Origin of the sequence: Nocardia stercoris, assembly GCF_003696265.1 — a bacterium.
GTDB classification, from domain to species: Bacteria; Actinomycetota; Actinomycetes; order Mycobacteriales; family Mycobacteriaceae; genus Nocardia; species Nocardia stercoris.
The window spans coordinates 948,918-975,176 of sequence record NZ_RFFH01000001.1 but is presented as its reverse complement, the minus strand read 5'-3'; the positions used below and the strand labels follow the sequence as shown (position 1 = coordinate 975,176).

The 26,259-nt window shown below is 68.7% G+C and carries 26 protein-coding genes; 14 read left to right on the top strand and 12 right to left on the bottom strand.

All coding sequences use genetic code 11. The features are described 5' to 3' along the window. The first annotated feature begins 139 nt into the window (after positions 1-139). The 6 genes from EBN03_RS04385 (at position 140) to EBN03_RS04365 (ending at position 4,677) form a co-directional block, all read left to right on the top strand. Positions 140-379 carry a type II toxin-antitoxin system Phd/YefM family antitoxin gene (locus EBN03_RS04385; protein ID WP_147471462.1) on the top strand — a complete coding sequence of 80 codons (240 nt, stop codon included), beginning with the start codon at positions 140-142 and terminating at the stop codon, positions 377-379. Positions 380-670: 291 nt separating this feature from the next. Continuing rightward, a complete protein-coding gene (locus EBN03_RS04380; RefSeq protein WP_122186472.1) occupies positions 671-922 on the top strand; it encodes a type II toxin-antitoxin system Phd/YefM family antitoxin in 252 nt (83 codons plus the stop codon). Further along, the gene (locus EBN03_RS04375) at positions 915-1,337 is read left to right on the top strand and encodes a type II toxin-antitoxin system VapC family toxin (protein ID WP_122186471.1); all 423 of its coding nucleotides are present in this window, start codon (positions 915-917) and stop codon (positions 1,335-1,337) included. The genes EBN03_RS04380 and EBN03_RS04375 overlap by 8 nt, the downstream gene beginning before the upstream one ends. Positions 1,338-1,366: 29 nt before the next feature. Beyond that, positions 1,367-1,681: a hypothetical protein gene (locus tag EBN03_RS33600; protein ID WP_147471461.1), complete on the top strand. Its 315-nt coding sequence runs from the start codon at positions 1,367-1,369 to the stop codon at positions 1,679-1,681. Between the two features lie 186 nt (positions 1,682-1,867). After that, a complete protein-coding gene (locus EBN03_RS04370; protein ID WP_122186470.1) occupies positions 1,868-3,193 on the top strand; it encodes a purine-cytosine permease family protein in 1,326 nt (441 codons plus the stop codon). An 11-nt stretch (positions 3,194-3,204) separates the two neighbouring features. After that, on the top strand, positions 3,205-4,677 hold the full coding sequence (locus EBN03_RS04365) for an amidase (RefSeq protein ID WP_122186469.1): 1,473 nt from the start codon (positions 3,205-3,207) through the stop codon (positions 4,675-4,677). Between the two features lie 54 nt (positions 4,678-4,731). On the opposite strand, the gene serA is transcribed toward EBN03_RS04365, so the two are convergent. From serA to EBN03_RS04345, 4 genes are all read right to left on the bottom strand, one after another. Next, positions 4,732-6,321 carry a phosphoglycerate dehydrogenase gene (gene serA, locus EBN03_RS04360; RefSeq protein ID WP_122186468.1) on the bottom strand — a complete coding sequence of 530 codons (1,590 nt, stop codon included), beginning with the start codon at positions 6,319-6,321 and terminating at the stop codon, positions 4,732-4,734. Positions 6,322-6,376: 55 nt separating this feature from the next. Next, positions 6,377-7,279, bottom strand: coding sequence for a DivIVA domain-containing protein (locus EBN03_RS04355; RefSeq protein ID WP_122186467.1), 903 nt, complete (start codon positions 7,277-7,279; stop codon positions 6,377-6,379). Then, the gene (locus tag EBN03_RS04350; protein WP_122186466.1) at positions 7,276-8,475 is read right to left on the bottom strand and encodes a globin domain-containing protein; all 1,200 of its coding nucleotides are present in this window, start codon (positions 8,473-8,475) and stop codon (positions 7,276-7,278) included. The genes EBN03_RS04355 and EBN03_RS04350 overlap by 4 nt, the downstream gene beginning before the upstream one ends. Positions 8,476-8,941: 466 nt before the next feature. Continuing rightward, positions 8,942-10,981, bottom strand: coding sequence for an ATP-binding protein (locus tag EBN03_RS04345; protein WP_122186465.1), 2,040 nt, complete (start codon positions 10,979-10,981; stop codon positions 8,942-8,944). A gap of 208 nt (positions 10,982-11,189) precedes the next feature. Here EBN03_RS04345 and EBN03_RS04340 point away from each other — a divergent pair, with 208 nt between their 5' ends. Next, entirely contained in the window at positions 11,190-12,032 is an 843-nt protein-coding gene (locus EBN03_RS04340) for a nucleotidyltransferase domain-containing protein (RefSeq protein ID WP_233608111.1), read from the top strand. Positions 12,033-12,128: 96 nt separating this feature from the next. On the opposite strand, the gene EBN03_RS04335 is transcribed toward EBN03_RS04340, so the two are convergent. The 6 genes from EBN03_RS04335 to EBN03_RS04310 all read right to left on the bottom strand — a co-directional run bounded on the left by EBN03_RS04335 (position 12,129) and on the right by EBN03_RS04310 (position 17,896). Next, positions 12,129-12,332, bottom strand: a complete 204-nt coding sequence (locus tag EBN03_RS04335; RefSeq protein WP_122186814.1) for a cold-shock protein — start codon at positions 12,330-12,332, stop codon at positions 12,129-12,131. 583 nt (positions 12,333-12,915) lie between these two features. Further along, complete coding sequence (locus EBN03_RS04330) at positions 12,916-13,128, bottom strand: cold-shock protein (protein ID WP_122186463.1); 213 nt, start codon at positions 13,126-13,128, stop codon at positions 12,916-12,918. A gap of 106 nt (positions 13,129-13,234) precedes the next feature. Then, positions 13,235-15,076, bottom strand: a complete 1,842-nt coding sequence (gene iolD / locus EBN03_RS04325; protein WP_122186462.1) for a 3D-(3,5/4)-trihydroxycyclohexane-1,2-dione acylhydrolase (decyclizing) — start codon at positions 15,074-15,076, stop codon at positions 13,235-13,237. Continuing rightward, positions 15,073-15,960, bottom strand: coding sequence for a 5-deoxy-glucuronate isomerase (iolB, locus tag EBN03_RS04320; protein ID WP_122186461.1), 888 nt, complete (start codon positions 15,958-15,960; stop codon positions 15,073-15,075). Before iolB ends, iolD begins: the two co-directional genes overlap by 4 nt. Next, positions 15,957-16,928, bottom strand: coding sequence for a 5-dehydro-2-deoxygluconokinase (iolC, locus tag EBN03_RS04315; RefSeq protein ID WP_122186460.1), 972 nt, complete (start codon positions 16,926-16,928; stop codon positions 15,957-15,959). Before iolC ends, iolB begins: the two co-directional genes overlap by 4 nt. Further along, complete coding sequence (locus EBN03_RS04310; protein ID WP_122186813.1) at positions 16,925-17,896, bottom strand: TIM barrel protein; 972 nt, start codon at positions 17,894-17,896, stop codon at positions 16,925-16,927. Before EBN03_RS04310 ends, iolC begins: the two co-directional genes overlap by 4 nt. Before the next feature lie 210 nt (positions 17,897-18,106). Between EBN03_RS04310 and EBN03_RS04305 the strand changes: the two genes are divergently transcribed. The 5 genes from EBN03_RS04305 to EBN03_RS04285 all read left to right on the top strand — a co-directional run bounded on the left by EBN03_RS04305 (position 18,107) and on the right by EBN03_RS04285 (position 22,599). Further along, positions 18,107-19,153: a Gfo/Idh/MocA family protein gene (locus tag EBN03_RS04305; RefSeq protein WP_199742583.1), complete on the top strand. Its 1,047-nt coding sequence runs from the start codon at positions 18,107-18,109 to the stop codon at positions 19,151-19,153. 26 nt (positions 19,154-19,179) lie between these two features. Continuing rightward, complete coding sequence (locus EBN03_RS04300; protein ID WP_122186459.1) at positions 19,180-19,989, top strand: tyrosine-protein phosphatase; 810 nt, start codon at positions 19,180-19,182, stop codon at positions 19,987-19,989. Between the two features lie 66 nt (positions 19,990-20,055). Further along, complete coding sequence (locus EBN03_RS04295) at positions 20,056-21,093, top strand: DUF2332 domain-containing protein (RefSeq protein ID WP_122186811.1); 1,038 nt, start codon at positions 20,056-20,058, stop codon at positions 21,091-21,093. A gap of 53 nt (positions 21,094-21,146) precedes the next feature. Next, positions 21,147-21,893 (top strand): glycerophosphodiester phosphodiesterase, encoded by a 747-nt coding sequence (gene ugpQ, locus EBN03_RS04290; protein ID WP_122186458.1) that lies wholly within the window; start codon positions 21,147-21,149, stop codon positions 21,891-21,893. A gap of 70 nt (positions 21,894-21,963) precedes the next feature. Further along, positions 21,964-22,599 (top strand): DUF4232 domain-containing protein, encoded by a 636-nt coding sequence (locus EBN03_RS04285; RefSeq protein ID WP_147471460.1) that lies wholly within the window; start codon positions 21,964-21,966, stop codon positions 22,597-22,599. Positions 22,600-22,663: 64 nt separating this feature from the next. Here the strand turns inward: EBN03_RS04285 and EBN03_RS04280 are convergent, their stop codons facing one another. Then, positions 22,664-23,206 carry a dihydrofolate reductase family protein gene (locus EBN03_RS04280; RefSeq protein ID WP_122186456.1) on the bottom strand — a complete coding sequence of 181 codons (543 nt, stop codon included), beginning with the start codon at positions 23,204-23,206 and terminating at the stop codon, positions 22,664-22,666. A gap of 186 nt (positions 23,207-23,392) precedes the next feature. Here EBN03_RS04280 and EBN03_RS33595 point away from each other — a divergent pair, with 186 nt between their 5' ends. Continuing rightward, positions 23,393-23,629 carry a hypothetical protein gene (locus tag EBN03_RS33595; RefSeq protein WP_147471459.1) on the top strand — a complete coding sequence of 79 codons (237 nt, stop codon included), beginning with the start codon at positions 23,393-23,395 and terminating at the stop codon, positions 23,627-23,629. A 133-nt stretch (positions 23,630-23,762) separates the two neighbouring features. Here the strand turns inward: EBN03_RS33595 and EBN03_RS04275 are convergent, their stop codons facing one another. After that, entirely contained in the window at positions 23,763-25,151 is a 1,389-nt protein-coding gene (locus EBN03_RS04275; RefSeq protein WP_122186455.1) for a hypothetical protein, read from the bottom strand. Positions 25,152-25,299: 148 nt separating this feature from the next. On the opposite strand from EBN03_RS04275, the gene EBN03_RS04270 reads away from it, so the two are divergent. Beyond that, positions 25,300-26,148, top strand: coding sequence for a YbaB/EbfC family nucleoid-associated protein (locus EBN03_RS04270; protein WP_122186454.1), 849 nt, complete (start codon positions 25,300-25,302; stop codon positions 26,146-26,148). Positions 26,149-26,259: the final 111 nt, after the last annotated feature.

The following is a 26,259-nucleotide window of genomic DNA, read 5'->3' as shown; positions in this document are numbered from 1 at the left end:
ACCCGGATTACGGGTGACGCGCCGCAAATGCCGCCAGCCTAGCGCCCACCCCACCGCCGCTATATACCAGGTCAGACGGGTCCCAACCCGTGAGATCGAAGTGCGGGAATCCGCATCCGCCCGGGAGTACGCTCGGAATATGGCGAAGCAGATTACCGATAGTCACCTTCGCGAACACTGCGCGGAGGTCCTCGACGAGCTCGACGCGGGACAAGAGTTCGTCATCATCCGAGACGGCCACCCGATCGGCGAACTCCACGCGACACCCCGGCGCCGGGAGATCACCACCGCCGAGCTACAGGCCCGGCTCGCCCTGTTCCCCTGGAACGATTCCGGCAACGACGTCCTCGCCGAGATCGACGCCGTCTTCCCCTTCTGACCGGCCGAGATTGTGGTCGTTCACCTCCGGAATCCGGCGGTGGACGACCACAATTTCGTGCCCGCTCCCTAGGTGCGACGAGGCAACCGCCGCAGGATCGCCTCGACCCCGCTCGGCCGCTCGGGCCACCGCTCCGGAATCCGTTGCAGCGCATCGCGAATCCGCTCGTAATCCGCAGCCAAGTCCGGCGGGACGGGCGGATCGACGATAGGCCGATCAGCGACTCGAGTACCGGCAGCAACGACGGATCACCGCATAGCATGCGATAGCATGCGGTGCTATCTTCAAGGCATGGCCAGGATGATCACCCAAGCAGAGCTACGCAACGGCAGCGCCGGGATCATGGATGCCCTCGAGGCCGGTGAAGAGTTCATCATCACCCGTAACGGCCGCCCGGTCGGCGAGCTTCGCCCCATCGCGCCGCGCCGCGACGTGCCGATCTCCGAGATCAAGGCGCTGATGGCGCCGTTCCGCAGCATCCGAAGCGAGCAGGTTCGTGCCGAGATAGACGCGGTATTCAGAGAGGAACGCCTGGATGACTGAGAGCGCGGCCGCCCCCTTCCGATGCCCGGTCGGCCTGCTGGATACATGCGTTCTGATCGACATCGACTCGATCGACGACGTGAAGTTGCCGCTCCAGGGCCGAATCAGTTCGGTGACCATGGCCGAGATCGGCCTCGGCATCGCGGTCGCCGCGACACCGGAAGACCTCGCGCTGCGCACCGAGCAGATGTTCGGGATCGAGCACACCTTCGACCCGTTGCCCTTCACGACCGCCGCGGCGCGCCGCTTCACCTCCATGGCCAAGCTGGTCGTCGCGACCGGCCGAAACCCGAAGCCGCGCAAGGTAGATCTGATGATCGCGGCGGTCGCCTCGGTGAACGACATCCCGCTCTTCACCCGAAATCCGGACGACTTCAAGGGAATCGAGAATCTGCTCACGGTGTATGCGGTCTGATCCCACGTCGCGGACCGCATACTGATCCCATGCTCGACCCCCGACAGCCGCCGATCGACCAGCGCCTGGACCGGCTGGAACGCAAGCTCGACCTGATCCTGGGACATCTGGGTCTGGAGTACGTCGAGCCCGGCGAGCTCGACCGGCTGCACACCGAGGCCGAGATCGATGCGCTCGTCCGGCAGGGCAATCGCATCGAGGCGATCAGGCGCTACCGCGCCCTGCATCCGGACATCAGCCTGATGCAGGCTCGCATCATCATCGAATCCCGCACCGGCACAAAGCCGCCCGCCGATCCGCAGGGGTGGGAACCGACACCCTGGGAGCCCCAGGACCGGCTCTGAAACGACCGAAGCCAGCACCTCGCGAACGAGGGGGCGGGCTTCGGCACACAGAACTCGGCTCAGGTCGGCCAGGGCGATGCCGGATCGCCGCGCTTGTTACCTCACCGTCAAAGATGGTGCACCCGAACGAAACACATGGATCGTATACAAAGAAGGTCCGGTTTCACGCTAGCAAGGGGCTGCACCATGAGCGCTTCGGTCGAGTCGTCCGGCGAATTCGCCGCAGAGGAATACGAGCATGAACCGGTTCCGCCGACCGCGCGGCGCAGCCTGCTCGCCGTATCGGCGGTCTGGGCGGGGTTCCCGATGTGCCTGGGGAATGCCGTTTTCGGCGGACTTATCGTATACAACCAGGGTATGATCCGGGGCTTCTGGGCCATCCTGCTGGGGAATCTGCTGCTCTTCGGGTACGTGGGGACACTCAGCTGGATCGCCGGCGAGAGCGGGCGGAACTTCCCGCTCCAGGCCGAGGCGGCCTTCGGCCGGCGCGGTCGCGCGGTGGTGGTCGGGTTCCTGGCCACCGTGGTGATCGGATGGTTCTCGTATCAGATCGGATTGACCGGAACGACCCTGCAGAGCGTGTTCGGCTGGAATCCCCTGTGGGGCGGACTGTTGGGGGCGCTGATCTACATCGCGATCACCGCCCTGGGCATTCGGGCGCTGTCGGTGATCGGGATGATCGGAACGCCACTGTTCTTGGTCATGGCCGGAGTCGCACTGTATTTCGGCCTCGACCGGAACGGACAGTCACTGTCCCATGTGTTCTCGTACCCGGCAGCGGGCCACACGCTCGGATTCTGGGCGTGCGTCGGGATCGTGGTCGCCGGTTTCGCCGACTCCGGAACCATGACGGCGGATTTCACCCGATGGGCTCGGGACGGACGCTCCGGCGTCGTCGCCGCCGCGTCGGCATTCCCCGTCGCCAACACCGTCGCATTCCTGATCGGCGGCCTGGTCGTGGCGATCGGCGGTGCCGACGACCCCGCGTCGAACGGCGGCGCCTTCCTCGGCCTGCTCACCGGACACGGCGCGCTCCTGACCGGGCTGGCAGTCCTGTTCGTGCTGGCGAATCTGGGCTCGGTGGCAGCGCACTGCCTGTACAACGCCGCGGTCGGCTGGTCGGGACTGACGCCGCTGCGCATGCGGGCCCTCGCGCTGCTGCTCGGCGCGGTGGGCACGTTCGTAGCACTCACCGGGATCTGGAGCCACATCGTGAACTGGCTGGAGCTGCTGGGTGTGATCGTGCCGCCGATCGGCGCGGTGCTGATCATCGGCCAGTTGCTGTCGGAGCGGACGAAACCCCTGGTGGTGGCAGGCGTCGCACCCATCGCGTTCGCGGCGTGGGCGATCGGCGCGCTGGCCGCCGCCATCGCCCACTACCACCTGCCGGGGTCGGTGGACGCCGTGGTCGGCTTCGGGGCCGCCGCACTGACCTATGCGGGGCTGGCCCTGACCCGCGGGACGTGGCCGGCCGCGTCCGTGGAACCGCCCGTCGAAATCTCCGCGGCCTGAACGGTCAGCCGATGCGACGACATGAACGCGACGAGCTGTGCGGTCTGTCCGCCACGGAGATCGTCGATCGAGTCCGCCGGCGCGAGCTGTCCCCGGTGGAACTGGTGGATGCCGTGTTCGACCGCATGTGGGAGGTGGAGCCGACCCTGCACGCCTTCTGCACGCCGACCCCGGATCTGGCTCGCGCCCAAGCGATCCGGCTCGCCGACGCGCTGGCCCGGGGCGAAGCGGCCGGACCGCTGGCCGGTGTGCCGATGGGCATCAAGGATCTGCTGTCGACGGCGGGTGTGCGGACCACCTCCGGCTCCTGGGTCTACCGCGACTTCGTGCCGGACCAGGACGACATCGTGGTCGAACGCAGCCTGGCGGCCGGAGCACTGTGCGCCGGCAAGACCAATACCTCCGAATTCGGTTACAGCGCAACGGGACAGAACATGCTGTTCCCGATCACCCGCAACCCGTGGAATCCCGCGCTCACACCGGGCGGCTCCAGTGCCGGATCGGCCGCCGCGGTGGCGGCCGGAATCGTCCCCGTCGCGCTGGGCAGCGACGGCGGATGCTCGGTGCGGATCCCGGCGGCACTGTGCGGACTGGTCGGCTTCAAGCCCTCGATGGGCCGGGTGCCGGTCTATCCGGGCTGCCGGGACGACCGACTGCCCGGGGTTTCCGGCTGGGAGAGTCTGGAACACATCGGGCCGATCACCCGGACCGTGGACGATGCGGCCTTGCTGCTGTCGGTGCTCGCCGGACCCGACCCGCGCGACCGGCACACCGTCCCGTGCGGGGATATCGACTGGATCGGAGCGGCGCGGTCCGGCCGACGGGCCGGAGCGGTCGCCGGACTGCGCGTCGGATACAGCCCCGACCTCGGCTATCTGGCCGTCGATCCCCGCGTGCGCGGCGTCGTCGACCGGGCCGTGACCGAGGTCCTCGAACAGCGGCTGGGTTGCCGGGTCGAAACGGTCACGCCCGGCTGGCCCGATCCGGCCGACGCGTTCTCGGCCCTCATCGTCGCCGAGACGGACCTCACCGGCATGCGCCGCATGATCGACGAACACGGCGAGCGGATGTCTCCGCATCTGGTGGCGTGGATGCGCGAGGACTGGACCGCTCAGCAGTTCACCGATGCGAACATCCGTCGCAAGGCCTTGGTCAATGCCATGGCCGAGTTGATGAGCCGCATCGACGTACTGGTGACCCCTACCTCCGCCGTACCCGCCTTCCCGATCGGCAGCCACGGCCCGGCCGAGATCGACGGGCGCCCGGTCTCGCCGTCGGCATGGATCGGGTTCAACTACCCGGCCAATCTGACGGGCCAGCCCGCCGCGAGCATCCCCGCCGGGCTGACCGACGACGGGCTACCGGTGGGTCTGCAGATCATCGGCCGCCATCTCGACGATGCCACGGTCTTGCGCCTGGCGGCGGCCGTCGAACAGGCCGCGCCGTGGTCGGGGCAGCGGCCGCCGTGCGGAGTCGGCAGCTGAAACGACCGAAGGCCGCCACCTCGCGAACGAGGGGCGGCCTTCGGTACAGCGAACTCAGTTCAGGTCGACCAGGGCGACCTTCGAAGCACCCACGGCCTCACCGATCTTCGCCTGGACCTCGGCGGGGACCTCTGTGGCGACACGCAGGATGACGGTGGCGCCTTCCTTGTCGACGTCCTGGGTCAGCTGGGCGGCCAGGATGTCGACGCCGGCCTCACCGAGCGCCACACCGATCTTGCCCAGCGCGCCGGGCTGGTCGGCGTAGTTCAGCACGGCCAGGTTCAGGCCCTCGGCGCGCATGTCGTAGTTGCGGCCGTTGATGTTGACGATCTTCTCGACCTGGGCGGGCTCGGTCAGGGTGCCGGCCACGTTCAGGGTGCGGCCGTCGCCGAACACGGCGCGCAGGTCGACCACGCTGCGGTGCGAGGGGCTCTCGGTGTGGGTGGTGACCGACGCCTCGAGGCCGCGGTCCTTGGCCAGCGCCGGGGCGTTGACGAAGGTCACCGAGTCCTCGATCAGCGCCGAGAAGACCCCACGCAGGGCCGAAAGTTCCAGCACCGCAACATCATCGGCGGACAGCTCGCCGCGCACCTGGACCTCCAGGCTGACCGGCAGCTCGTCGGCGAGCGCGCCCAGCAGGGCACCCTGCTTGCGCACGATCTCCAGCCACGGGGCGACCTCGTCGGTCACCGCGCCGCCGGTCACGTTGACCGCGCCCGGCACGAACTCACCGGCGAGCGCCAGCTTCACGGACTTGGCCACGTCGGTGCCCGCGCGGTCCTGCGCCTCGGCGGTGGAGGCACCCAGGTGCGGGGTCACGACGACCTGCGGCAGCTCGAACAGCGGGCTGTCGGTCGACGGCTCGGTCTCGAACACGTCGATGCCGGCGGCGCGCACGTGGCCGGAGGTGATGGCGTCGGCGAGCGCCTGCTCGTCGATCAGGCCACCGCGGGCGGCGTTGACGATGATGACGCCCGGCTTGGTCTTGGCCAGGGTCTCCTTGTTCAGCATGCCCTTGGTCTCGGGGGTCTTGGGCAGGTGGATGGAGATGAAGTCGGCGCGCTCGAGCACCTCGTCCAGGGTCAGCAGCTCGATGCCCAGCTGGGCGGCGCGGGCCGGCGAGGTGTAGGGGTCGTACGCGATGACCTTGGTCTCGAAGCTGGCGAGGCGCTGCGCGAACAGCTGGCCGATGCGGCCGAGGCCGATGACGCCGACGGTCTTGCCGAAGATCTCGACACCGTTGAACTTGCTGCGCTTCCAGGTGTGCTCGCGCAGGGTGGCGTCGGCGGCCGGGATCTGGCGGGCGGCGGCCAGCAGCAGGGTGACGGCGTGCTCGGCGGCGGTGTGGATGTTCGAGGTGGGGGCGTTGACGACCATGACGCCACGCTCGGTGGCGGCGGGCACGTCGACATTGTCCAGGCCGACGCCGGCGCGGGCGACGATCTTCAGGTTCTTGCCGGCCTCGAGGACCTCGGCGTCGACGGTGGTGGCGGAACGCACCAGCAGGGCGTCGGCCTCGGGCACGGCGGCCAGCAGCTCGGGGCGGTTCGGGCCGTCGACCCAACGCACCTCCACACCGTCACCGAGCGCGTCGACGGTCGACTGGGCGAGCTTGTCGGCGATCAGAACAACTGGACGGGTCACGGTGAGGCACTCCTGGAGAAGAGGGTCGGCATTTACCGCCGACAAGCTTAGGCCCCTAGTAGTCGTTGTAGTCCGGCGGGCTGGGCAGCGCCGCACGCCCGCGGGTCATGCGGGGGGTCTGGGTCGCCACACCCGACCAGGGCGCCAGCAGTGCGGTCGGCGACGGCTCCATCGGTGCCACCACGACCGCGGGCCCCAGCCGCATGCCACCGGTGGGTGGACCGGACGGCAGGTCGTCGATCTTGTCGATCTCCGCGGACAGCGCCGCGACCACGGCCTGCAGCTGCACTTTCGCTACCCGCGCGTAGGTGCGCAGGTTGTCCAGGTCGGTGCCGTCGGCGGGGGCGGCGGCCGGTTCGGCCAGTTTCATGGCGTTGGCGCGCACCCGTTCGAGGATCTCGCGCTGCTGCCGGCGGGCGGCGGCGACCAGGTCGCGTGCGTGCCGTTCGGCGGACTCGATCACCGAGTCGGCCGACTCCTGGGCCTGCGTGAGCAAGGTCATGGCGTTACCGCTGGCGCTGATCTGGTCGCGTGCGCTGCCCGCGTGGGCCCGGGCGATCTCGGTCCGGGCCTGCTCGAGTTCTTCCTGCGCGCGGGCCAGCTGCATGCGGGTGTCGCTGAGTTCCTGCTGGGTCCGAGCGAGACCCCAGGTGGCGGTGGACAATTGACGCTGCAGGTCCTCGATCTCCTCGGGCTGCAATGTCGCCTGCAACTGGTTCTCCAATTGCCGCGCGTGCGTTTGCAGTTCGTTGTTGACCCGGGCCATCTGCAGCAACTGGCCGGTTCGGTCGGCCGCGGTGCCCAGCCGGTTGTTGTCGTTGAGCACCTGATGCATCGACTGCGCGATCCGCCCGAGGTACTCGTCGACCTGGGCGGTGTCGTAGCCGCGCCGGCCGAATCCGGCCCGCTTGAACCGGACCATGCCGATTTCCTCAGGCGTGACTTGCATTTCACTCATCGAATCACACTCCCACCGCCCAACGGCGACACCGCACGATGCCGCCCCACGCCCGACGTCACCACCCCGCCCGGCACAGTGAAATCACCGTACTTCTCGAATCTGATTGATTCCAGCGGCATTCCGACTCGGCGCAATTGTTCCACCGTCGCAGCCACCATAGCCGCGGACCCGCACACCATGGCGGTGTAACCGGTCCAGTCGGCGGCCGAGGCCGCCACCGCTCCGACCAGCCCGGTGACCCCGGAATATCCAGGGTCGTCCGAGACCACCGGCGTGTACGAGAACCACGGCTGCCGCGCCAGATCGGTCAGCGCCGCGTCGTCGTAGATGTCCCATTCGGTGCGCGCACCGTGGAACAGGTGCACCCGCCGCGCCCGGCCGGTGGTGCGCCCGTGCCGGTCGACGGCGTCGATGATGGCGCGCATCGGCGCTAGCCCGGAACCACCGGCGATCAGCAGCAGCGGATCCGCCTCGGTCGGGTCGATGACGAATTCGGTGCCGATCGGGCTGCCGATCCGGATGCCGTCGCCCGGACCCATCTCCCGGGCGAAGTAGCCGCTGACCTGACCGCCGTCGACGATCTGCACCTGCAGGTCGAGGGTGCCGTCGGGCCGCGGCGCCGACGAGGGCGAGAAGTAGCGCCATTCCCGGGGCCGCTGCGGGATCTCCACGGCCAGGAACTGCCCGGCGTGGAACGGGTAGGGCTGGGTGGGCCGGACGGTGTGCACGGTGACGTCGAGGGTGAGCCGGGTCGAGGCCACGATCTCCGCGTCCCAGTAGGCGGGAGTATCGGCGACCGACGCGGCGGCGTCGATCATGAGCCGGGCGATGACGTCGTAGGCCGCGATCCACGCTTCCTGCAGATAGGGCGTCCAGCGCTCACCGAGGAAATGTTCGAGTGTCGCCAGCAGTGAATCGCGCGTGCACAGGAAATGTTCTGCGATCGTCCCGAATCGCCGATGATCGCGACCCAATTGTTCGACGAACGAACTGTCGATCGCGAGCCGGTCGACATCGGTGATGATCACGCACATCGCGGTGAAGAATCGCGATCTTTGTGCGGTCATGTGAATAGGGAACATTTCACGCAATTCGGGATGCGTGACGAAGAGGTGGGAATAGAAGAATTTGGTGGCCGCTTCCCCGTTGGCAGCGACTTCGCTCCAGCTGATGCGCAGCGCCTCGGTGTCCATGTCGTCAGCCGCCGTTCACCGTCGAGGCCGGCGAACCGGCCGCCACCGGCCCGGAAACCCGCAGCGCGGCACTCGGCCACAGGGTCGCGGATCGGGTACTCGGCCTGCATGCCTCGCCGCGAACCGAGCGGTCGGCGGGGCGTACGGAACGAAGAGTCGAATCGGTGGGTTGCACGCCCGCGTGCGGGCTCGTCCGCGACATCTCGATGGTCAATTCATCCACCTCGTCTGGCCGTCCGCGAGACTCCGCGGCACTGGGGGAATACGCCGGGACCCCACCGACCCCTGCGGCGGAAGATCCCCACGCGCGAAAGATATCGAATTTCTCGATCGGCCGCATCCGTTGCGCGTGCGGCCAGGAAATCCGCAGCGATTTCCCAGAAGGCGTTCACAACTTTTCCGGCCTACGCCACCGGACCGGCGCGCGGGAGCGAATTCGATTGTGATCATTCCCACCCGCCGGGACCTACACCGCCTGCCGCCCGGCCGCCGGATCCTCGTCCACGCCGCGCATGGCGTATACCCGTTCCAGGAAGTCGCGGTGGGCCCGCAGCGTCGAGTCGAGCAGTTCCCGCCAGGTCCGCCGGTCGATCCGCGCGTCGCTGTCCAGCGACGACCGTGACGCCGGCCGCAGCCGGTCGATGTGGTCGACGATGAAGGTCAGCCGCCGGCGCGGGAACTGGGTTCCGATGGCCGGATTCTCGGTGAGATAGGTGTCGAGCGCGTACAGGTAGTTGATCGCGCGGTTGTACTCCTCGTCGGTGAGGTGATAGTCCATCCGTTTGATCTCGACGATCCACAGCTCACCCGAGTCGTGCAGCAGCACGAAGTCGGGTTCGCGCTTCCGGCTGCCGATCGAACTGGTGACCAGTGTCTGGCCGAATTTCTGTGCGTACCAACGCTCGAACCCGGCGCGGACCCGGGTCAGCGATTCGTTCATGCCCAGCGGGGTCCACTCCGGGGCCAGCAGCCACGGCGCGCTCTCGATCAGTTCCTGGAACGGCCGCTCCAGCGACCGCCGGTCGTCGATCAGCCGAGACAGCCGGTCCACCACCGCGACTCGCTCACTGGCGATCTGCCCCAGCGAGTACATCTCGGCGACCCGCGCTCGCTCGAACAGTGCCACCACCGTGTCCAGCCCCTGATCGGATTCGCCGGCGATCTCCGCCAGCGTGGCCAGCAGGCTGCGCTGCGGTCCCAGCGAGAGTGCCAGGCGCACAATGTTCTCCACATGCGAGCGGTCGTCGAGCGCGGCACGGTCCTTGTTGGCCACCAGGATTCGTGCCGCCTCCAGCACCGAGTCCCGGAACAGCCGATCGTTGGGCGCGATCGCGTCGACGGTCGCCTGGATGCCCGAGCGTTCCCGGAATTCCTCCCACACCCGGCGGCGGATCGACCGCTCGCCCATGCGCCCGATCTCGCGGATCAGCTCGCGGCCCCACACCGCGAGCGCCTCGCCGCGCGCCGAGTTCCACATGATGTCGGTGCGATCGGAACGCACCAGGTCTTCCTCGTCGTCGAGCCAGTCCACGTGGATCGCGCCGACCAGATAGGACCGCAGCTTGTACTCCCCGGTGAACCCGGACGCGATATCGAAATCCCTGGTCTGGGCGACGATCTTGCCGCGGGCGTAGATCCGCACGCCCGCCATGGCCTCGTCCCGATAGGGCTGGCGCGAGTAGGCCACCCACCCGGTGACCGGCAGGTACTGCCGTCCGGACCGGACCGGGCGGGTGCTCACGTCGACCCGGGTCTCCTCCATCACGTCGACGGGCAGATCGCTGAGGATGAAGCTCTCCGCCTGCGCCGCGACCGCGCTGTTGTGCACCTCGACCCGCCAGTCGGTGCGCTCGATGCCGAACCGGGCGGCGAGCTGGCGGTTCAGTTCCGGTCCGGAGTTGACGCGCTTGCGATAGAAGTCGCGCAGCACCACCGTCGTGCCGCGGTGGGTGGTGAAGGTCCCGTCCAGTTCGCCGACCCTCGGGTGGTAGTCGCGTTCGGTGTCGGAGAGCATCTCGTCGATGTCGAGCACCAGATGGGATACCGCCCAGCCCTGGGGCCGGCGGTCGGCCGGCGACGAACCGGCCGTGATCACCTCGATGGTGCGGCAGATGCCGAACGCCGCGAGTTTGCCGATTCCCTTGCGCCCCATCACCGGGCGACCGCGCTCGCGGGACAGATCCGAGCCCGTCCGCAGCCGCCGATCCGAGCCGACCATCAGATAGTGCGCGTTCACCTCGGCGGCACTCATCCCGTGTCCGTTGTCGCGCACCACGATCCGGTACTGCGGGTCCTCGGCGGAGCGCACGGTCCCGGCCAGGGTCACGCCCCAGGGCAGGCTGACCGACACCTCGGTGGCGTCGGCGTCGTAGGAGTTCGCGATCAGCTCCGCCAGCACCGCCGAAACCCGGTCGTAGAGTTTGATTCCCAGTTTGTCGATCGTGAGCCGGCTGATCCGCATGGTGTATTTCGGATCGCCGATCGGATCGAATCGCTCGATGTCCATGGCCGCGGCCCCTACTCGCTGCCGGGTAGCCGTCCTGTGGCCACCGCTACCACCAGGGTGGCACCCGACGGCGACCGGCGGATCAACAGCGCGCGACCGGGCCATAACGACCCGGCCCCGAGTTTGCCGGTAGGACACGGAACGATTACCGACCGGTCGGGGTGAAAGCCGGCTGCGCGATCACCCTCCGCCGCTATAGCATTCGGCCATGCGGGACGGGGAGTTGAACGTGGCAGCCGGGCCGACTCGGCCGGCGGGGGCCGATCCGACGATGGATCCGGCGGTGGTCGCAGAGGTGCAGGCCGAACTCGACCGTGTCACAACCGAATTCGGTGTCCGAATCCCGTGGGCGATCGAGAGCGGCAGCCGCGCCTGGGGCTTCCCCTCACCGGATTCCGACTACGACTGCCGTTTCGTCTACGTGGCGGGGCTGGAAACCTACCTGTCCCCGTGGACGCAGCGCGACGTGATCGAGACCCCGCTGGTCGGATTGCTCGATGTGAACGGCTGGGATCTCGGAAAGGCGTTGCGCCTGTTGGTGAACGGCAACGCGGTGATCGTCGAATGGCTGATGTCGCCGATCGTCTACCGCGGCGACCACACCTTCCGCGACGCGCTGCGCGAGCTGGCCGAGGAGGTCGCCGACCGGAACCGGGTGGCCCGCCACTATCTGCACCTGGGCGAACGCCAGTGGGCGCTGTTCGGCGGGGAGGGGCCGCTGAAGAAGCTGTTCTACTCGCTGCGGCCCGCGATGGCGCTGCGCTGGCTGCGCGAGCATCCCACCGCCGTGGTGGCGCCGATGCACCTGCCGACCCTGATGGCCGGATGTACGCTGCCGGCCGAGCTGACCACGGCGGTGGCCGATCTGACCGAAGCGAAGTCCCGCACACGGGAATTGGGCAACGGACGCGCACCGGCGGCGGTCGCCGCCTTCATCGAAGCGGAATTCGCCGCTGCGGAGAATGCGTTTCCGAAGTCCGACGATCGAGATCTGGTGCGGATCAAAGCGATCACAGCGGAATTCTTCCGGACCGAGGCTTTGCGCGGCTGAATGCTGTAAAGCATTGCAGAATGCAACCTAATCCTGGGCAAAAAAGTGCGAGCCCCGCACCGGATCCGGTGCGGGGCTCGCGCGAAGTCTCGCTGATCAGATAACGCGAACGCCCTGAGCCTGCGGGCCCTTCTGGCCCTGCCCGATCTCGAACTCCACGCGCTGACCCTCGTCGAGGGAGCGGAAGCCGCTACCGGTGACAGCCGAGTAGTGCACGAACACGTCAGGACCACCATTGTCCTGAGCAATGAACCCGAAGCCCTTCTCGCTGTTGAACCACTTCACAATGCCCTGTGCCATTTCATACCTTCTGTAGACGAGCCGGGGATCCATCTTCGATCGGCCCGGTCCCGATGGTTACCACCATGCCATGACTTCCAGCGTCCGCGCCAGCACACTTATGACCAGTTGGTATTGCCGATCGTTTGCCCCCGTTCGGAAGTGTTCCGTACCACACCACACCCGGTCGCCGCTTTCCGAACCGGGACGAGCCGTCCATTCGGAAATAGCCGATGGTTGTCGGTGACACCGAACCCGGCCGCCGACGGTGGGGACCGACCGATAGCCGAGGCCGGTCCACCACGACCCGGCCACCGCTCAGCAACCGGGATCCGCGCTGGTCAGCACGAAGAAACGAACTCCCCACCCGGGATGGCACGAGGTCGCTCCGGCCGCTGCGCGGACGCCGCGGGCCGGGTTCCGACGGCCCGAACCCCGCGCTCCGGGGTCGGCGCACCGAAAATTTTCGCGATCAGCGACCGTGGCCACCGGACGATTACCGGGCGGTATCGGGCATTCATTTCTCGTTAGCCGACCCTTCCCCGACGTGACTCGACCGACAAAAATCACGTGGTGTGTATCGCGCCACATCCCACTGAGTGGGTCATCGCGGCGGCACGACCCGCACGGCCCGGGCCTCCGGCCCGGTCTTGGCCGGCCGCGTCTCGAATTCGACCCGCTGTCCGGCCTCCAGGCTGCGGAAACCCTCCCCTTCCAGCTCGGCGTAGTCGACGAACACGTCCGGACCACCATCGTCTGCGGTGATGAATCCGAACCCCTTCTTGCTGTCGAACCACTTGACCGTGCCGTACGTCATCCGCGATACCTTCTGCCGCTGAGCCGTCCTTCGACCCCGACCGGCCAGACCCTAACGGGGACTGCGGCATCAGTCCAGACGGAACCAGAAGCGGCTTCGGTGCAACCTAGTTCACACGACGCACCTGTGCGGACTTCCCGTGCACGAATGTGACGTATCCCTCGAGATGTGCGGGGACTCCGACTTCCCACCACGCGCCCGCGTCGGTCCAGTCACCGGGACGGGTCGGCACCACGATCACGGCCGGGCGGCGATGCGCGAACGCGGCGGCGCGAGCCTGCGGATACGCGGCGCGCAGCCCGGCGAGATCGGCGGCCGGGAACACCAGCGCACCCAGCGCGCGGGCGTGGGCCGCGAAGTCCACTCGCGGCGGCAGCAGATGGTTGGTCCGGCAGTCGGTGAACATGTTGTTGAACGGCGGGGCGCCCTGGTCGCGGCCGAGCCGGTCGATCACCGCGTACCCGTCGTTGTCGCACACCACCGCCACGAACGGATGACCCGCGAACGCGGCCGAGAACAGCTCGGAGCCGCCCATCAGATAGGAGCCGTCACCGACCAGCGTGGTCACGATGCCCGCGCGGTGAGTCATCGCCGCACCCCAGGCACCGGCGAGTTCGTAACCCATACAAGAGAATCCGTATTCGATGTCCATCGTCGGCTCACCGCCGATCGCCCGCCAGCCGCCGGCCAGTTCACCGGGCAGGCCACCGGCGGCGGTCAGCACGTAGTCACCGGGACCGCTGAGATCGTTGACCACACCGACGATCTGGGCATAGCTGGGCGGCCCCGAGTCCGCCGCGCGCAGCGCGTCGATGCGGCCGTCCCAGTCGGCGCGGGCCAGGTCGGCGCGCGCGAGCCACTCCCGGTCCGCGCCCGGCCAGTCCGCGAGCCGGTCGTCGAGGTCGGCGATCGCGGTCGCGGCATCGGCGACGACCGCGACCGCGCCGTGTTTCACCGCGTCGAAGCGGGCCACGTTGACCGTCACGAACCGCACGTCGGGATCGAACAGGGTCCACGACGCGGTCGTGAAGTCCTGCAACCGGGTTCCGACGGCCAGTACCAGATCCGCTTCGGCGGCAACCACATTCGCGCCCGCCGACCCGGTGATGCCCAGCGGCCCGGCATATCCGTGCTGCGAGTGCGGGATCAGCGTGCGCCCGGCGGTGGTCTCGGTGACCGCGAGGCCGTAGCGGCCCGCGAACGCGGCGGCCGATTCCCCGGCCCCCGAATACCGAACGCCGCCACCGACGATCAGCAGCGGCCGGACCGAATCCCGAATCGCCGCCGCGGCCGTGTCGAGTTCGGTGACGTCGGCGCGCGGGCGCGGCGGCGCGTGCACGATCGGTTCGAACAGGCTCTCCGGGAAGTCGAAGGTCTCCACCTGCACGTCCTGCGGCAGGGCGAGGGTCACCGGCCCGGACGCCGCCGGGTCGGTGAGCACCCGCGCGACCTGCGGCAGCGCCGCGAGCAGCTGCTCGGGCCGGGTGATGCGGTCGAAGTACCGGCTCACCGCGCGGAACGCGTCGTTGGCGGTCGCGGTGCCGTCACCGAAGTATTCGAGTTGCTGCAGTACCGGATCGGGCGCGCGGCCGGTGAAGGTGTCGCCGGGCAGCAACAGCAGCGGCAGCCGGTCGGCGTGCGCGACGGCGGCAGCGGTCACCATATTGAGCGCGCCCGGCCCGATCGACGCGGTGGCCACCCCCACCTGCCGCCGATGCGCGGCCTTCGCCAGGCCGACCGCGGCCAGCGCCATCCCCTGCTCGGTGTTGCCCCGCCACACCGGCAGCACGTCGCTGCGCTCCTGCAGCGCGGTCCCGATCCCGAGCACGTTGCCGTGCCCGAAGATCGCGAAAACCGCTGGGAACAGCGGAACTTCACGCCCGTCCAAGGTTTCGGACCGCTGCGCGATCAGCCAGCCGACCAGCGCCTGCGCCGTGGTGAGGTTCATGATCGCTCCTCCGGACCGGTGAGCGGGCACCGCGGATCGGGCGCCAGCGCACCCCAGGATTCGCGCACCCAGGTGTGCGCGGGATCGTCACAGAACGCCATGGACCGGTCCGGTCCCGGCCCCGCCAGCACGTTCAGGTAGTACATCGGATACCCGGGCGCCGCCACCGAAGGACCGTGGTAGCCGCGGGGAATCAGGAACACACCCCCGTCACCGACAGTCACCGTGTCGTCGATCTCCCCGTCCGCGGTGTACGTGCGATGCAACCCGAACCCGTTGCGGTTCGGCGTGATCCCGTCCGGTCCCGCGATCCGGAAGTAGTAGATCTCTTCGTTCACCGACTCCCCCACCCGATCCTCGTCGTGCTTGTGCGGCGGATACGACGACCAGTTGCCCTCCGGCGTCAGCACTTCACACGCGATCAGCCGATCCGCCTGGTCCCATACGCCCGGCACCCCGAAGTTGTTCACCTGCCGCGTGGCCGCACCGGCACCCCGCACCTCCACCGGAACCTCCTCGGCCGCCCCGTATCTCGCGTCCAGCCGCCGCTCACACCGAGCCATGGGCAACGCCACCACCGCATCCCGCTCCGCACCGATCACCACCTCGGCATCCCGCGGCACGTAGGCGAAATCGGTCACCCGAGTGAATACCGAACGGCGACCGGCCAATTCGAACTCCCTACCGTCCACCGCCACCGTGACCCCACCGGACAGCGGCAAGACGAAAGCCTCACTGTCGCCGGTGTGCACGGTCCGGGTGGTTCCCGCGGCCACAGTCAGCACCCGCAGTCCCGCGAACGACCACCCGGCATCCGCGGGCGTGAGAACGACCGGGTCGTCGCCGTCCCGCAGCGATCCGAGCGGCCGGTGCCGGGCGGTCACAGCGCCACCCCCGGCCGAATCACCTGCCGCGCCAACAGCTCCTCCACCTCAACGGCGGTCGGCATCGCATCGGCACACGCCAGCCGACCCGCCACCAGCGCACCGGCCGCATTGGCGTAGCGCGCGATTCGCTCCGGATCCCAGCCGGCGAGCAGTCCGTGTGCCAGCGCGCCGCCGAACCCGTCACCCGCCCCGAGTCCGCACACCACCTCGACCGGCGCGGCCGGCACGTGGACCCGTTCGGTATCGGTTGCGACGAACACTCCCTCGGGGCCGCACTTGATGAAGGCGAGATCGATCCCGTGCGCCAGCAGCCGGTCCGCCGCGAGCCCGGGATCGGCTGTGCCGGTAACGATCTCGACTTCGGCGCGATTGCCCACCACCACCGTCACATGGTCGAGCATCCACCCGATCTCCTGCCGCGCGGTCGCGGCATCCGGCCAGAACATGTGCCGGTAGTCGAGATCGAGCACGGTGTACGCTCGCCGGCCTCGGCGAATCAGCATGTCCCGCTGCGTGCTTCGGGCGGGCTCGACGCTGACGCCGGTCCCGGTCACCCACAGCAGTGGTACCTCCGCGACGATCGGCCAGGGGACGTCGGCGGCGGTCAGGGTCAGATCGGGAGCGACCGGTGCACGGTAGAACAGCAGCGGCGGATCGTCCGGCGGATTCAGTTCACAGAACACCACCGGCGTCTGCAGACCCGGCGCGGTCGACACGAACCCGCTGGTGACCCCGAACTCCCCCAAAGCCTTTCGCACATACTCCCCGAAGCCGTCCGGCCCGACCTTGGTCAGCACCGCAGTCCGCCGCCCCAGCCGCGCGGCCGCCACCGCCACATTGGTCGCCGTCCCGCCCAGCGACTTCGCGAACGACGTCACCTCCGCCAGCGGCACTCCACTCTGCTGCGGATACAGATCGACACCCACCCGCCCGACGGTGAGGATTTCGAGACCGCAAGCGCTCATCCCGCCACCGCCTCGCGATCACCATGTGCCGCAATGTCTTCCAGGTACTGCAGCGAGGCGGCCACATCCGCCCGCGGGCCGTCCGGCCCGTCGCCGGCCGCCAAGCGCGTGTCCTGCTCCAGCACGTACCAGCCCCGATACCCTGCCGCCCGCAACGCCCGCACGATCGCGGCGATGTCCACGTCGCCGCAGCCCAGCGGAACATACAACCCCTGCCCGACGGCGTCGGCGTAATTCCAACCGCCACTGCGGATCTTGGCCGCGTACTCGGCCCGCACATCCTTGAGGTGCACGTGCCCGATGCGCTGCGGATACCGCCGCACCAGCGACAACGGATCACCGCCCCCGGCCAGCACGTGTCCGGTATCCAGGCACAGATCCAGGTCACTATCGGCCAGAAAACGCTCGATCGACTCGGCCGACTCGATATGCGTGCCGACGTGTGGATGCAACACCGTGCGCAGCCCGTAGCCGGCGGCAAGGTCACGCACCGCCCCGGCGGCGTCGACCAGCGCGGACCAGTCGACCGCCTGGCCGACACACTCGGCCTGGTCATCAGGACGCTGCCCGCCCCGCCCGGCATACTTCTGTGCGGCCCTATGATCACCGCCGGACCTGGCACGACCGTCGTAACCCTCTGCACCGGTCCCAGCGCCCAGCACGAGCACCTCGGCCCCCGCCAGCGACCGGCAGACCTGATCAGCGGCCGCCCGTACCGCCTGCGGCCCGCGAGACAACGGCAACGCCGCGAACCCGCCCACTGCCGTCAGCCCGTAGCGGTCCAGCAGCGCCCGCGGCGGGTCGGGAAGATAACCGGGCGGTCCGAGTTCCGTGGCCCGAAACCCCAGCGCCCGCATCTCACCGAGCACGGTGTCCGGGTCGAGCACCGCACCCCAGTCCGGGACTTCACACACCCCCCACGAGATCGGTGCGGCTGCCAGCCGCAGCGGGGGTAACGGCTCGGTCATCGAGTTCTCCGACCTCGGCGATTCGGGCATGCCCACACGAACCGGGCAAGTCCGATCGTAACCGCTCAGGGCCAGGCGGCGCAGGATGCGAATCCGGAATCCCGCGATAAACCCGCTGGTCAGGAAGTTGAGCGGCCCGAAACCACCGCCCACCGCAGCCTGCCGTGCCAGCATGGGGCCACGACCACGTTCTCGACGGGAAGGGCCGCTGTGACGATCCGGGTGGGTCTCATCGGCGTGGGGCGGATCGGTGCGATTCACGCCGCGACCCTGCGCGACCTCGGCGCGTCGGTACTGATCGCCGACGCCGACGCCGCACGCGCCGCCGCGGTCGCAACCGAACTCGGCGTAGACCGTGCGGCCGACACCGACACCCTGTTCACAGCCGGTGTCGACGCGGTGGTGATCGCCGCGGCCACCGACTCGCATCCCGGGCTGATCCTGCGGTCGGTGCGAGCCGGAATCCCGGTGTTCTGTGAGAAGCCGGTCGCCGTCGATCTGGCCGGCACCCGCGCCGTCGTCGCGGAGCTCGCACAGTCCCCGGTCCCGGTCCAGATCGGTTTCCAGCGCCGCTTCGATCCGGGCTACCGGGCGGCCCGCGACCTGGTCCGGACCGGCGCCCTGGGCCGCATCCACACCGTCCGCGCCACCACCCTCGACCCGGCTCCCCCACCGGCACACTACGTTTCGCGCTCGGGTGGCCTGTTCCGCGACTGCGGCGTGCACGACTTCGACATCGTGCGCTGGGTCAGCGGCCGCGAAGTGCGGGAAGTGATGGCCTTCGGATCCGACTGCGGCGCCGAATATATCCGTGCCGCAGGCGATCTCGACACCGCATCGGTCCTGCTCCGCCTGGACGACGAGACCCTGGTCACGGTGTCGCTGACCCGGCACAACGGGCCCGGCTACGACGTGCGGCTCGAGCTCCTCGGCACCACCGGCAATGCCACAGTCGGCCTCGACCGCCACACCCCGCTGCACCCGGCCCAGCCCGATGACGAGATCCCCTCGGCGACACCGTATTCCAGCTTCCTCCAACGCTTCGAACGCGCCTACCACGACGAACTCGCCGCGTTCCTCGATGTGGCGAAGGGCAACACCGGCAATCCGTGCCCGCCCACCGAAGCCCTGGCCGCCTTCACCGTCGCCGAAGCCTGCGAACGCTCCGCCCGGGAACGGCGGGTCGTGACGACCGACGAGTGCCGGGCGATGCGCCAACCACCGAGCACAGCGACACACAACCGTCCAGTATGGTGACTGAAATCGGACGAAAGGACAGTCACATGCTGCAGCCGCGGGTACTCGGTGCGTCGATGATCGTGGCCGCGGCGCTGTCGCTCGGTCAGTCCCCCACCCCCGCCTTCGCGGCGGACCCACCGGCCCCGACCGGTGCTGTCGCACTCGACACCGCGACCCGGTCGCTGAATCTCGCCACCGTGGTGAACGCGCGCGACGCCGGCGGTTACCGCACGGTCGACGGCCGGACCGTCCGCACCGGCCTGGTCTACCGCACCGGTGAGCTCGGCAAGGCCACCGACGCGGACCTGGCGGCCCTGGCCGCCGACGGCGTGGTGTCGGTGCACGACCTGCGGACCGGATACGAGCAGGTCCTGATGGGCGTCGACAAGCTGCCCGCGGGCGCGGTCGAGCACTACGACGACATCATCGGCCAGGCGCCGCCGCAGGTGATGGCGACCAGCATGCTCGCCGGCCCCGACCTGTACCGCGCGTTCATCACCGCGCCCGGCGCGAACGCCGGCTTCGCGGACGTGCTGCGCGACATCGCCTACAACACCGACGGCGCCGTGCTGTACCACTGCTCGGCGGGCAAGGACCGCACCGGCTGGACCTCGGCAGTACTGCTGACTCTGCTGGGCGTCGACCGGGAGACCGTCTACTACGACTTCCTGCTGTCCAACTACTACCGCGGTGCCGCCGGCGGCGACACCATCAACGGTGTGGTGGCGCCCGCGCTGGACGCGGCGTTCGACCAGGTCGACCGCAGCTACGGCAGTTTCGACGCCTACGTGCACGACGGGCTGGGCCTCACCGACGCCGACATCGCGGCCCTGCAGGCGAAACTGCTGTCCTGACAAACAGATCCGGGTGCGACGCAGGTGACATTGCTCCCACCCGCGGCCAGGAGCACAGTGGTCACCATGGCGCTCGACGGTGAGTTCGATTTCCAGGCCCGGGCCTGCCGGCACATGGGTTCCCCGCTGTACGGGGAGTTGGGTGCCGCCGTCGCCGCGGCGCTGCGGGCCGGCGATCCACCGCTGACCGCGATCATGGCCGACCACGCGGACGCGACGCACGCCGACGCGATTCCGTTGCGTCTGCTGGGCGCGGTGCACGCGCTCGTATTGTCCGGCGCCGCACCGGAACTCGCGCCGTTCTACGGCTCCGATCGAGTCGATCCCGCCCCGGCGTGGCCGATCTTCCGGACCACACTGATCGAGCACGCCGACCACGTCCGCGACTGGCTGACCCGCCCGCCGCAGACCAACGACGTCGGCCGTTCGGTGCCGCTGCTGTCGGGTCTGCTGTCGGCCGTGGCGTGGGCCCCGCTGCCGGTACGCCTGTTCGAGCTCGGCAGCAGCGCGGGACTCAACCTGCGCGCCGACCACTTCCGCTGGGAGGGCGACGGAATCGCCTGGGGGCCGGTCGATTCGCCGGTGCGGATCACCGACGCCTGGCGAAAGCCGTTGCCCGCCTGGCTGATCGGCGCGGCCGCGAAGTTCCCACAGGTCGAGGTGGTCGAGCGCCACGGCTGCGATCCCGACCCGCTGGACCCGCTCGATCCGGCCGCCGCCCTGGCCCTGCGCGCCTACGTCTGGCCCGAACACCACGACCGGCGCGCCCGGCTCGACGGCGCACTGGACCTGGCGCCGCAGGTCCCGGCCGAGATCACCCGCACCGGCGCCGGCGAATTCCTGTCCGGCCTGCGACTGGTGCCCGGAACCCTCACCGTGGTCTGGCATTCGGTGATGCGCCAGTACGTTCCGGAGCCGGAGTGGGCGGTGGTCGTCGCGGAACTGGACCGGCTGGCCGCCGCGTCCAGCGCCGACGCGGCGTTCGCCCACATCGCCTTCGAACCGGCCGGCGACTACCGGTTCGTCCTGACCGTGCGGCACGGCGACGGACCGCCGACCGAACTGGCTCGGGCGTTGCCGCACGGCGTGCCCACCTTCGTGTGACCGGTCGCGGTAGGGAACAATTCTCGGCGACCGCCGACCCGAACGGAGTCCCGATGCCGACGACCTGGCCGTATCCGCGCGTGCTCGCCCACCGCGGCGGTGGCGCCCTGGCCCCCGAGAACACGCTCGCGGCGCTGGAAACCGGTGCCCGCCACGGACATACGATGGTCGAATTCGACGTGAAACTGTCCGCGGACGACGTCGCCTACCTGCTGCACGACGACACTGTGAACCGCACCTCCGACGGCACCGGCGAGTCGGCCGAGTTCACCTTCGCCGAGCTGTCCGAACTGGACGCCGGCTCCTGGTTCGCGCCCGAATTCGCCGGGGTGCGGATGCCGTCGTTCGCCCGGGCGGCGGCGCGCTGCCGGGAACTGGGCCTGCTCGCGAACGTGGAGATCAAACCGAATCCGGGCACCGACGCGGCAACCGGCCGCGCGGTGGCGCTCGCCGCCGCCGACCTGTGGTCCGGCGCCGCGGTTCCGCCGCTGCTGTCGTCGTTCTCGGCGACGGCGCTGGCTGCCGCCGCCGAGGCCGTGCCGGATCAGCCACGTGGCATGTTGTACGAGCGGATCCCCGCCGACTGGAAGACCGAAACCGCTGCCCTGGGCTGTGTTTCGCTGCACGCCGACCACAGCGAGTTGGACGAGGCGCTGGTGGCAACCATCCGCGCCGCCGGCCTGCGAATCCTGGCCTATACCGTCAACGATCCGGCGCGAGCCCGCGAACTCGCGTCGTGGGGTGTGGATCTCGTCTGCACCGATCGCATCGACACGATCGGTCCCGGATTCCTGGGCTGACCGCCGTTAACGACCTGCGCCGATACCGGCGATTGCTGGGAAACAATGCCCCACAGGAGGAGTGGATCCCATGCTGAACCGTCGATTCGTCCCGGCCGTACTGGTCGCCGTCGCGGCCCTGGCCGGTGCCGCGGCGTGCACCCCCGACGACTCGGCGACACCGGGCACCCCGGTCACGGTCGTCACACCCAGCGGCGGTCTCCCGGCGCCGAGCAGCGTCCCGGGCAGCGCGGCACCGCACCCGGCCACCGGCACCTCGGTACCGGCCGGTAATCCCGTATCTCCTTGTGGTTCCGGCAAAGTCGGCGTCTTCGTCCAGAGTGCGGGCTCGGGCGCCGGTCACACCGGCGCCGAGATCATCTTCAGCCTCCCCGCGCCCGACAACATCGCATGCACCCTCACCGGATACCCCGGCGTCGACATCGTCGACACCACCGGCACGGTCCACCACGCCGAACGCACCCTGCGCGGCTACCTGGGTGGCCTGCCCCAGGGCGACGACACGCTCCCGACCGTGGTGGTGCGCCCGGGCCATCCCGCGCACGCCCTGTTCGAGGGCACCGCCGCCCGGAACGGCAGCGGCGAGAGCTGCGGCACCGCCAAATCCACGCAGGTCACGCCGCCGGACTCGACCGCCACCGAGTCGTTCTCTACCGGTGTGTACCTGTGCAACCTGCAGATCCATCCGGTGACCGCGGACGAGTGAGTTAGTGAAACAACTCGCCGGCTCTCGGAGTGGTGCACCCGATCGCGAAGTGCACCACCGTCGCTCAGCGCAGAACCCGATACCGAAGATGCGGCACAGCCGCGGTGCGGCCGCGTTCCACCAGCTCCAACGCGATATTCGTCCCCCCGTCGTGTTCGAACAGCCGCACACCGTCCCCCAGGAGCACCGGCGCGACGAACACCAGGATCTCGTCGAGTATCCCCGCGGCCAAGCACTGGGCCGCCACCTGGGCGCCGAGCACACCCACCGTCTTGTCCCCCGCCGCCGCCACGGCCGCCGCTACCGCACTCTGTAAGTCCCCCGCGAAACTCACCCCCGGCACATCCGCCGCGGGCGGCCGATGCGTCAGCACCACCTGCTGGCCGGACCAGCCACCCCCGTACGGCTCGGCCTCGCCCGCATTTCCCACCAACGGGTCGTCCCCGCCGAACGTGCGCCGGCCGACGAGCAGCGCGCCGGTATCTCGCATCACCTCGTCGACCGCCGGATCGGGGCCGAAAAATGGTGTCAGCCAGGACATATCGCCACCCACGCCCGCAATGAAGCCGTCCAGGGACATGGTGCACTGGTACTGCAGCACGGTCATGCGGCGAGGGTACCGAGCGGGTGTGACAGAAATCGGCAGCGTGTAGCGGAGTGTGGTCGTGGGTCGGACGGTCGGCAGCTGGTCGGGCCGGTATCGATTGCTCGGAGGTGCGTGCGATCATCGGCGCGACAGGTCATCCCATCTCGCCACCGAGCGAACCGGCCCGGTCCGAGGAGTAGCCCTGCAATGACCATCGATCCGGCCGCCACCAGCCGAGCGGCAAGCTCGAGCGATCGATCCACCCCAGGGCTTGTCCCCGCGCGTGCCGACAGTCCCGGCCCACGCCGCATCGTGTCCGGACCGGCGGTGGACTTCGCCGTCGCACGGCGAAAGCGGCGGCATGCCTACGTAATCGGCCCATCGGACTGGCTCGAGGACGAGGAGCGTTACCGCGACCAGCAGCGACGATCCTGGCTGGAATGACATGCCGCCCGCTCAGCCACCGGCCGAACTACATCGCAACAATGCCTATGACCAGCGTTCGCTCCCACCACACTCGATGGTGAATTTCGTTGTGGCCGCGCAATTTCGGCGCGCTCATGATCGCTCGTCACGCTCAGGCCTTCGGCAGCAACGCGACCCGAGCGGCGCCGTCCTTCGACGACCACCCATCCGCGGATTCGAAGTAATACCCCCGCCACTCGACGTCCTCTATGAGCCCGGTCGTCGATCCGTCGCCCCACGGTGCCGGATTCCACAACTGCTTCAACTCGGATTCGATCTTGGGTATCTCGGCCGAGTACTTCTGGATGTCGGCATAGATGGACTGCACCTGTTCCAGACCGTTGACCACCATCCGCACGTCCTGGTAGATCTTCGCCATCCGGGCCGCGGTCCACACTGCGGCGACCCCGTCGGCAACCGGGTCCTCCGGCCCGAGCCCCACGACCTCGATCGCCGCGTCACCGGCCACTGTCTCCGCCGCGTCCAGGGCCAGCTTCTTGATCTCCTTGTCGATCAGCTTGCTCACGTAGGTGAGCAGCGTCTGGATCAGCGTCATGATCGCCTCGTACGCCTCCTCGAAGCGTTCGGCGATCTGCTTGCAGCAGTCCCCGACCCCACCGATCCCGTTGGCCCACCGGAACATATAGGAGTCGAACGCCGTGGCTGTGGCACCCGCCCACTCCTGCCCGATCTTCCAGGAGCCCTTGCGCAGGTTCCCGGCGACCGTGTAGCAGGCGTCCCCGAGTGTGTCGTAAGCGTCGCTGAGGTACATCAGCCGATCCCAGTCCCCGACAAGCGGTTTCAGGGTCATGTCGACGAAGCTGTGGCCGGTGACCAGCTGAAATGCCTTGTCGGCGATGAAGATGTCGCTGCCGGCACCGCTCACCCACTTGTGATAAGCGCCTTCGGGCGTCGTCGGATTGCCGGGCTCGAGCTGGGCGTAGAACTTGCCGGCCAGATAGTCCCTGGCCTTCTTGAACGAGCTCCCCTCGAGCTTCGGCGCTTCTTTCGGCGGCGGAGCCGCCGGGTCCATGATCTTGCCGAGTGTCCTGCCGACCAGCAGCGACGACCCCACCGCCCCCGGTTCCACCGGCTCCTTCAGCTGCACATCCCGATCCCCGAAGTCGGCGGCCGCTCCCGTCGGCGTCCCCATCATCGACAGATCCCCCACCCCGCTGAGCCGATCCGGGAACAGCCCGTTCAACGCCGCCGCGTGCTCCGCATCGTGATCACGTAACTGCCGGTCGACAGCGCTCACCTTCCCGGTGATCAACCCCATCCCGCGCTGACTCTGCTGCAGCGCAGCACCAACCGGCTGCGCGATCTGCGGCAGATACGGCTTCAGCTCGCTGAGCAACCCGTCGAGCCCGTCACCGTCGACGCACTGCTTACCGGCCCACGCGATCATGCCCCCGAGATGATCCCCCTGCTTGGCCACCAGCCCGTTGAAGGCCGTGAAGTCCTCGGTAGGCGGCACTTTGAGCGTGTCGGACGCAGCCATGATCCCCCCTTGCGGTCGAACATAAACGCCAGTCCAGCCGGTTCCGAATCCCGGCCCGATATCGATTGGACGCACACCCACCTCGATCGGTTCCCTACAATCCCGGCAAACACCAACATTCGGGACGGCATGCGAGGGGGTCCGCACCATGATGGAGATCGACTTCGGCAGCCTGCTCGCGGACCTCGACCACAAGGAATCCGAGGCAGCAGCAGCCGGCGCCCGCATCGCCACCCTGACCGCCACCGTCCGCTCGCCCGACGGCGTCGTCGAAGTCACTGTGAATGCCGCCGGCACCCCCACAGCACTGGTGCTGTCCCCCAACAGTTTTCGTACGATTTCAGCGGACGAGCTCAGCCGTTCCATCGCCACCGCCGCCCGAGCCGCAGCCCGCCAGGTCCTCGCCGACCTGGCCCGGAGCACCGGTTCCACACGCGATCTGGTCCGCGAGCTGGCTGGCAGCCCGCCCACCGAAGCGCCGACCACACCCGCCACCACTCGCCCCACCACCGCAGCGAAATCCGCAGACGGGACAGTTCGAGTGACCGTCGATGCCATGGGCGTACTGGAGACCGTGCAGATCGCGCGTAGCGCGTTCAGTCGCAACACCCCCGAACAACTCGCCCGATCGATCCTTACGACCGCCACCCGCGCTCTGCGCGGTGACTTCGATGCGCGACTGACCAAGGCAGCCGCCGCCCCCGAGTTGCTCAGCGCGGCACTCGAGGCCATGGTCGAAGTCCCCGACGAGCACGCATCCGAGATCGAATCCCATCCGGAAGCGGCTGACCGTGCGACTACGACGCCGACCGATCCGGCCGTGCGAGTACGCGCGGAAACCCGTACCGGCAGTTCGGAACACACCGCGACCCAACGCTCGGTCGGCATCGCCTCAGCCGCGCGCCGCCGCCTGCGTCAACGGGTGGTCGGCCCGTCGGACTGGCTCGAAGACGAGGAACGCTACCGCGACGAACGGCGAGGGTCCTGGCTCGAGTGACAGCGGCGTGGCTACACCGGCACGACCGAACGACAGGGAACATCCGCAAGAGCGTCAGCTACTCGAGGGAATTCACGGGTCATCAGATAGCCGATATGAGCGATTCGGATG

Bases quoted from the DNA above. Each gene is read 5' to 3' on its own strand.
- EBN03_RS33595 (WP_147471459.1), top strand. From the start codon at position 23,393: ATGACCATCGATCCGGCCGCCACCAGCCGAGCGGCAAGCTCGAGCGAT.
- EBN03_RS04330 (WP_122186463.1), bottom strand. From the start codon at position 13,128: ATGACGTACGGCACGGTCAAGTGGTTCGACAGCAAGAAGGGGTTCGGA.
- EBN03_RS33600 (WP_147471461.1), top strand. From the start codon at position 1,367: ATGCTCGACCCCCGACAGCCGCCGATCGACCAGCGCCTGGACCGGCTG.
- EBN03_RS04310 (WP_122186813.1), bottom strand. From the start codon at position 17,896: ATGACCGAGCCGTTACCCCCGCTGCGGCTGGCAGCCGCACCGATCTCG.
- EBN03_RS04270 (WP_122186454.1), top strand. From the start codon at position 25,300: ATGATGGAGATCGACTTCGGCAGCCTGCTCGCGGACCTCGACCACAAG.
- EBN03_RS04365 (WP_122186469.1), top strand. From the start codon at position 3,205: ATGCGACGACATGAACGCGACGAGCTGTGCGGTCTGTCCGCCACGGAG.
- EBN03_RS04340 (WP_233608111.1), top strand. From the start codon at position 11,190: ATGCGGGACGGGGAGTTGAACGTGGCAGCCGGGCCGACTCGGCCGGCG.
- EBN03_RS04350 (WP_122186466.1), bottom strand. From the start codon at position 8,475: ATGGACACCGAGGCGCTGCGCATCAGCTGGAGCGAAGTCGCTGCCAAC.
- EBN03_RS04345 (WP_122186465.1), bottom strand. From the start codon at position 10,981: ATGGACATCGAGCGATTCGATCCGATCGGCGATCCGAAATACACCATG.
- EBN03_RS04295 (WP_122186811.1), top strand. From the start codon at position 20,056: ATGGCGCTCGACGGTGAGTTCGATTTCCAGGCCCGGGCCTGCCGGCAC.
- EBN03_RS04355 (WP_122186467.1), bottom strand. From the start codon at position 7,279: ATGAGTGAAATGCAAGTCACGCCTGAGGAAATCGGCATGGTCCGGTTC.
- ugpQ (WP_122186458.1), top strand. From the start codon at position 21,147: ATGCCGACGACCTGGCCGTATCCGCGCGTGCTCGCCCACCGCGGCGGT.
- iolC (WP_122186460.1), bottom strand. From the start codon at position 16,928: ATGAGCGCTTGCGGTCTCGAAATCCTCACCGTCGGGCGGGTGGGTGTC.
- EBN03_RS04335 (WP_122186814.1), bottom strand. From the start codon at position 12,332: ATGGCACAGGGCATTGTGAAGTGGTTCAACAGCGAGAAGGGCTTCGGG.
- EBN03_RS04385 (WP_147471462.1), top strand. From the start codon at position 140: ATGGCGAAGCAGATTACCGATAGTCACCTTCGCGAACACTGCGCGGAG.
- EBN03_RS04275 (WP_122186455.1), bottom strand. From the start codon at position 25,151: ATGGCTGCGTCCGACACGCTCAAAGTGCCGCCTACCGAGGACTTCACG.
- EBN03_RS04375 (WP_122186471.1), top strand. From the start codon at position 915: ATGACTGAGAGCGCGGCCGCCCCCTTCCGATGCCCGGTCGGCCTGCTG.
- EBN03_RS04370 (WP_122186470.1), top strand. From the start codon at position 1,868: ATGAGCGCTTCGGTCGAGTCGTCCGGCGAATTCGCCGCAGAGGAATAC.
- iolD (WP_122186462.1), bottom strand. From the start codon at position 15,076: ATGAACCTCACCACGGCGCAGGCGCTGGTCGGCTGGCTGATCGCGCAG.
- EBN03_RS04380 (WP_122186472.1), top strand. From the start codon at position 671: ATGGCCAGGATGATCACCCAAGCAGAGCTACGCAACGGCAGCGCCGGG.
- EBN03_RS04280 (WP_122186456.1), bottom strand. From the start codon at position 23,206: ATGACCGTGCTGCAGTACCAGTGCACCATGTCCCTGGACGGCTTCATT.
- EBN03_RS04300 (WP_122186459.1), top strand. From the start codon at position 19,180: ATGCTGCAGCCGCGGGTACTCGGTGCGTCGATGATCGTGGCCGCGGCG.
- EBN03_RS04285 (WP_147471460.1), top strand. From the start codon at position 21,964: ATGCTGAACCGTCGATTCGTCCCGGCCGTACTGGTCGCCGTCGCGGCC.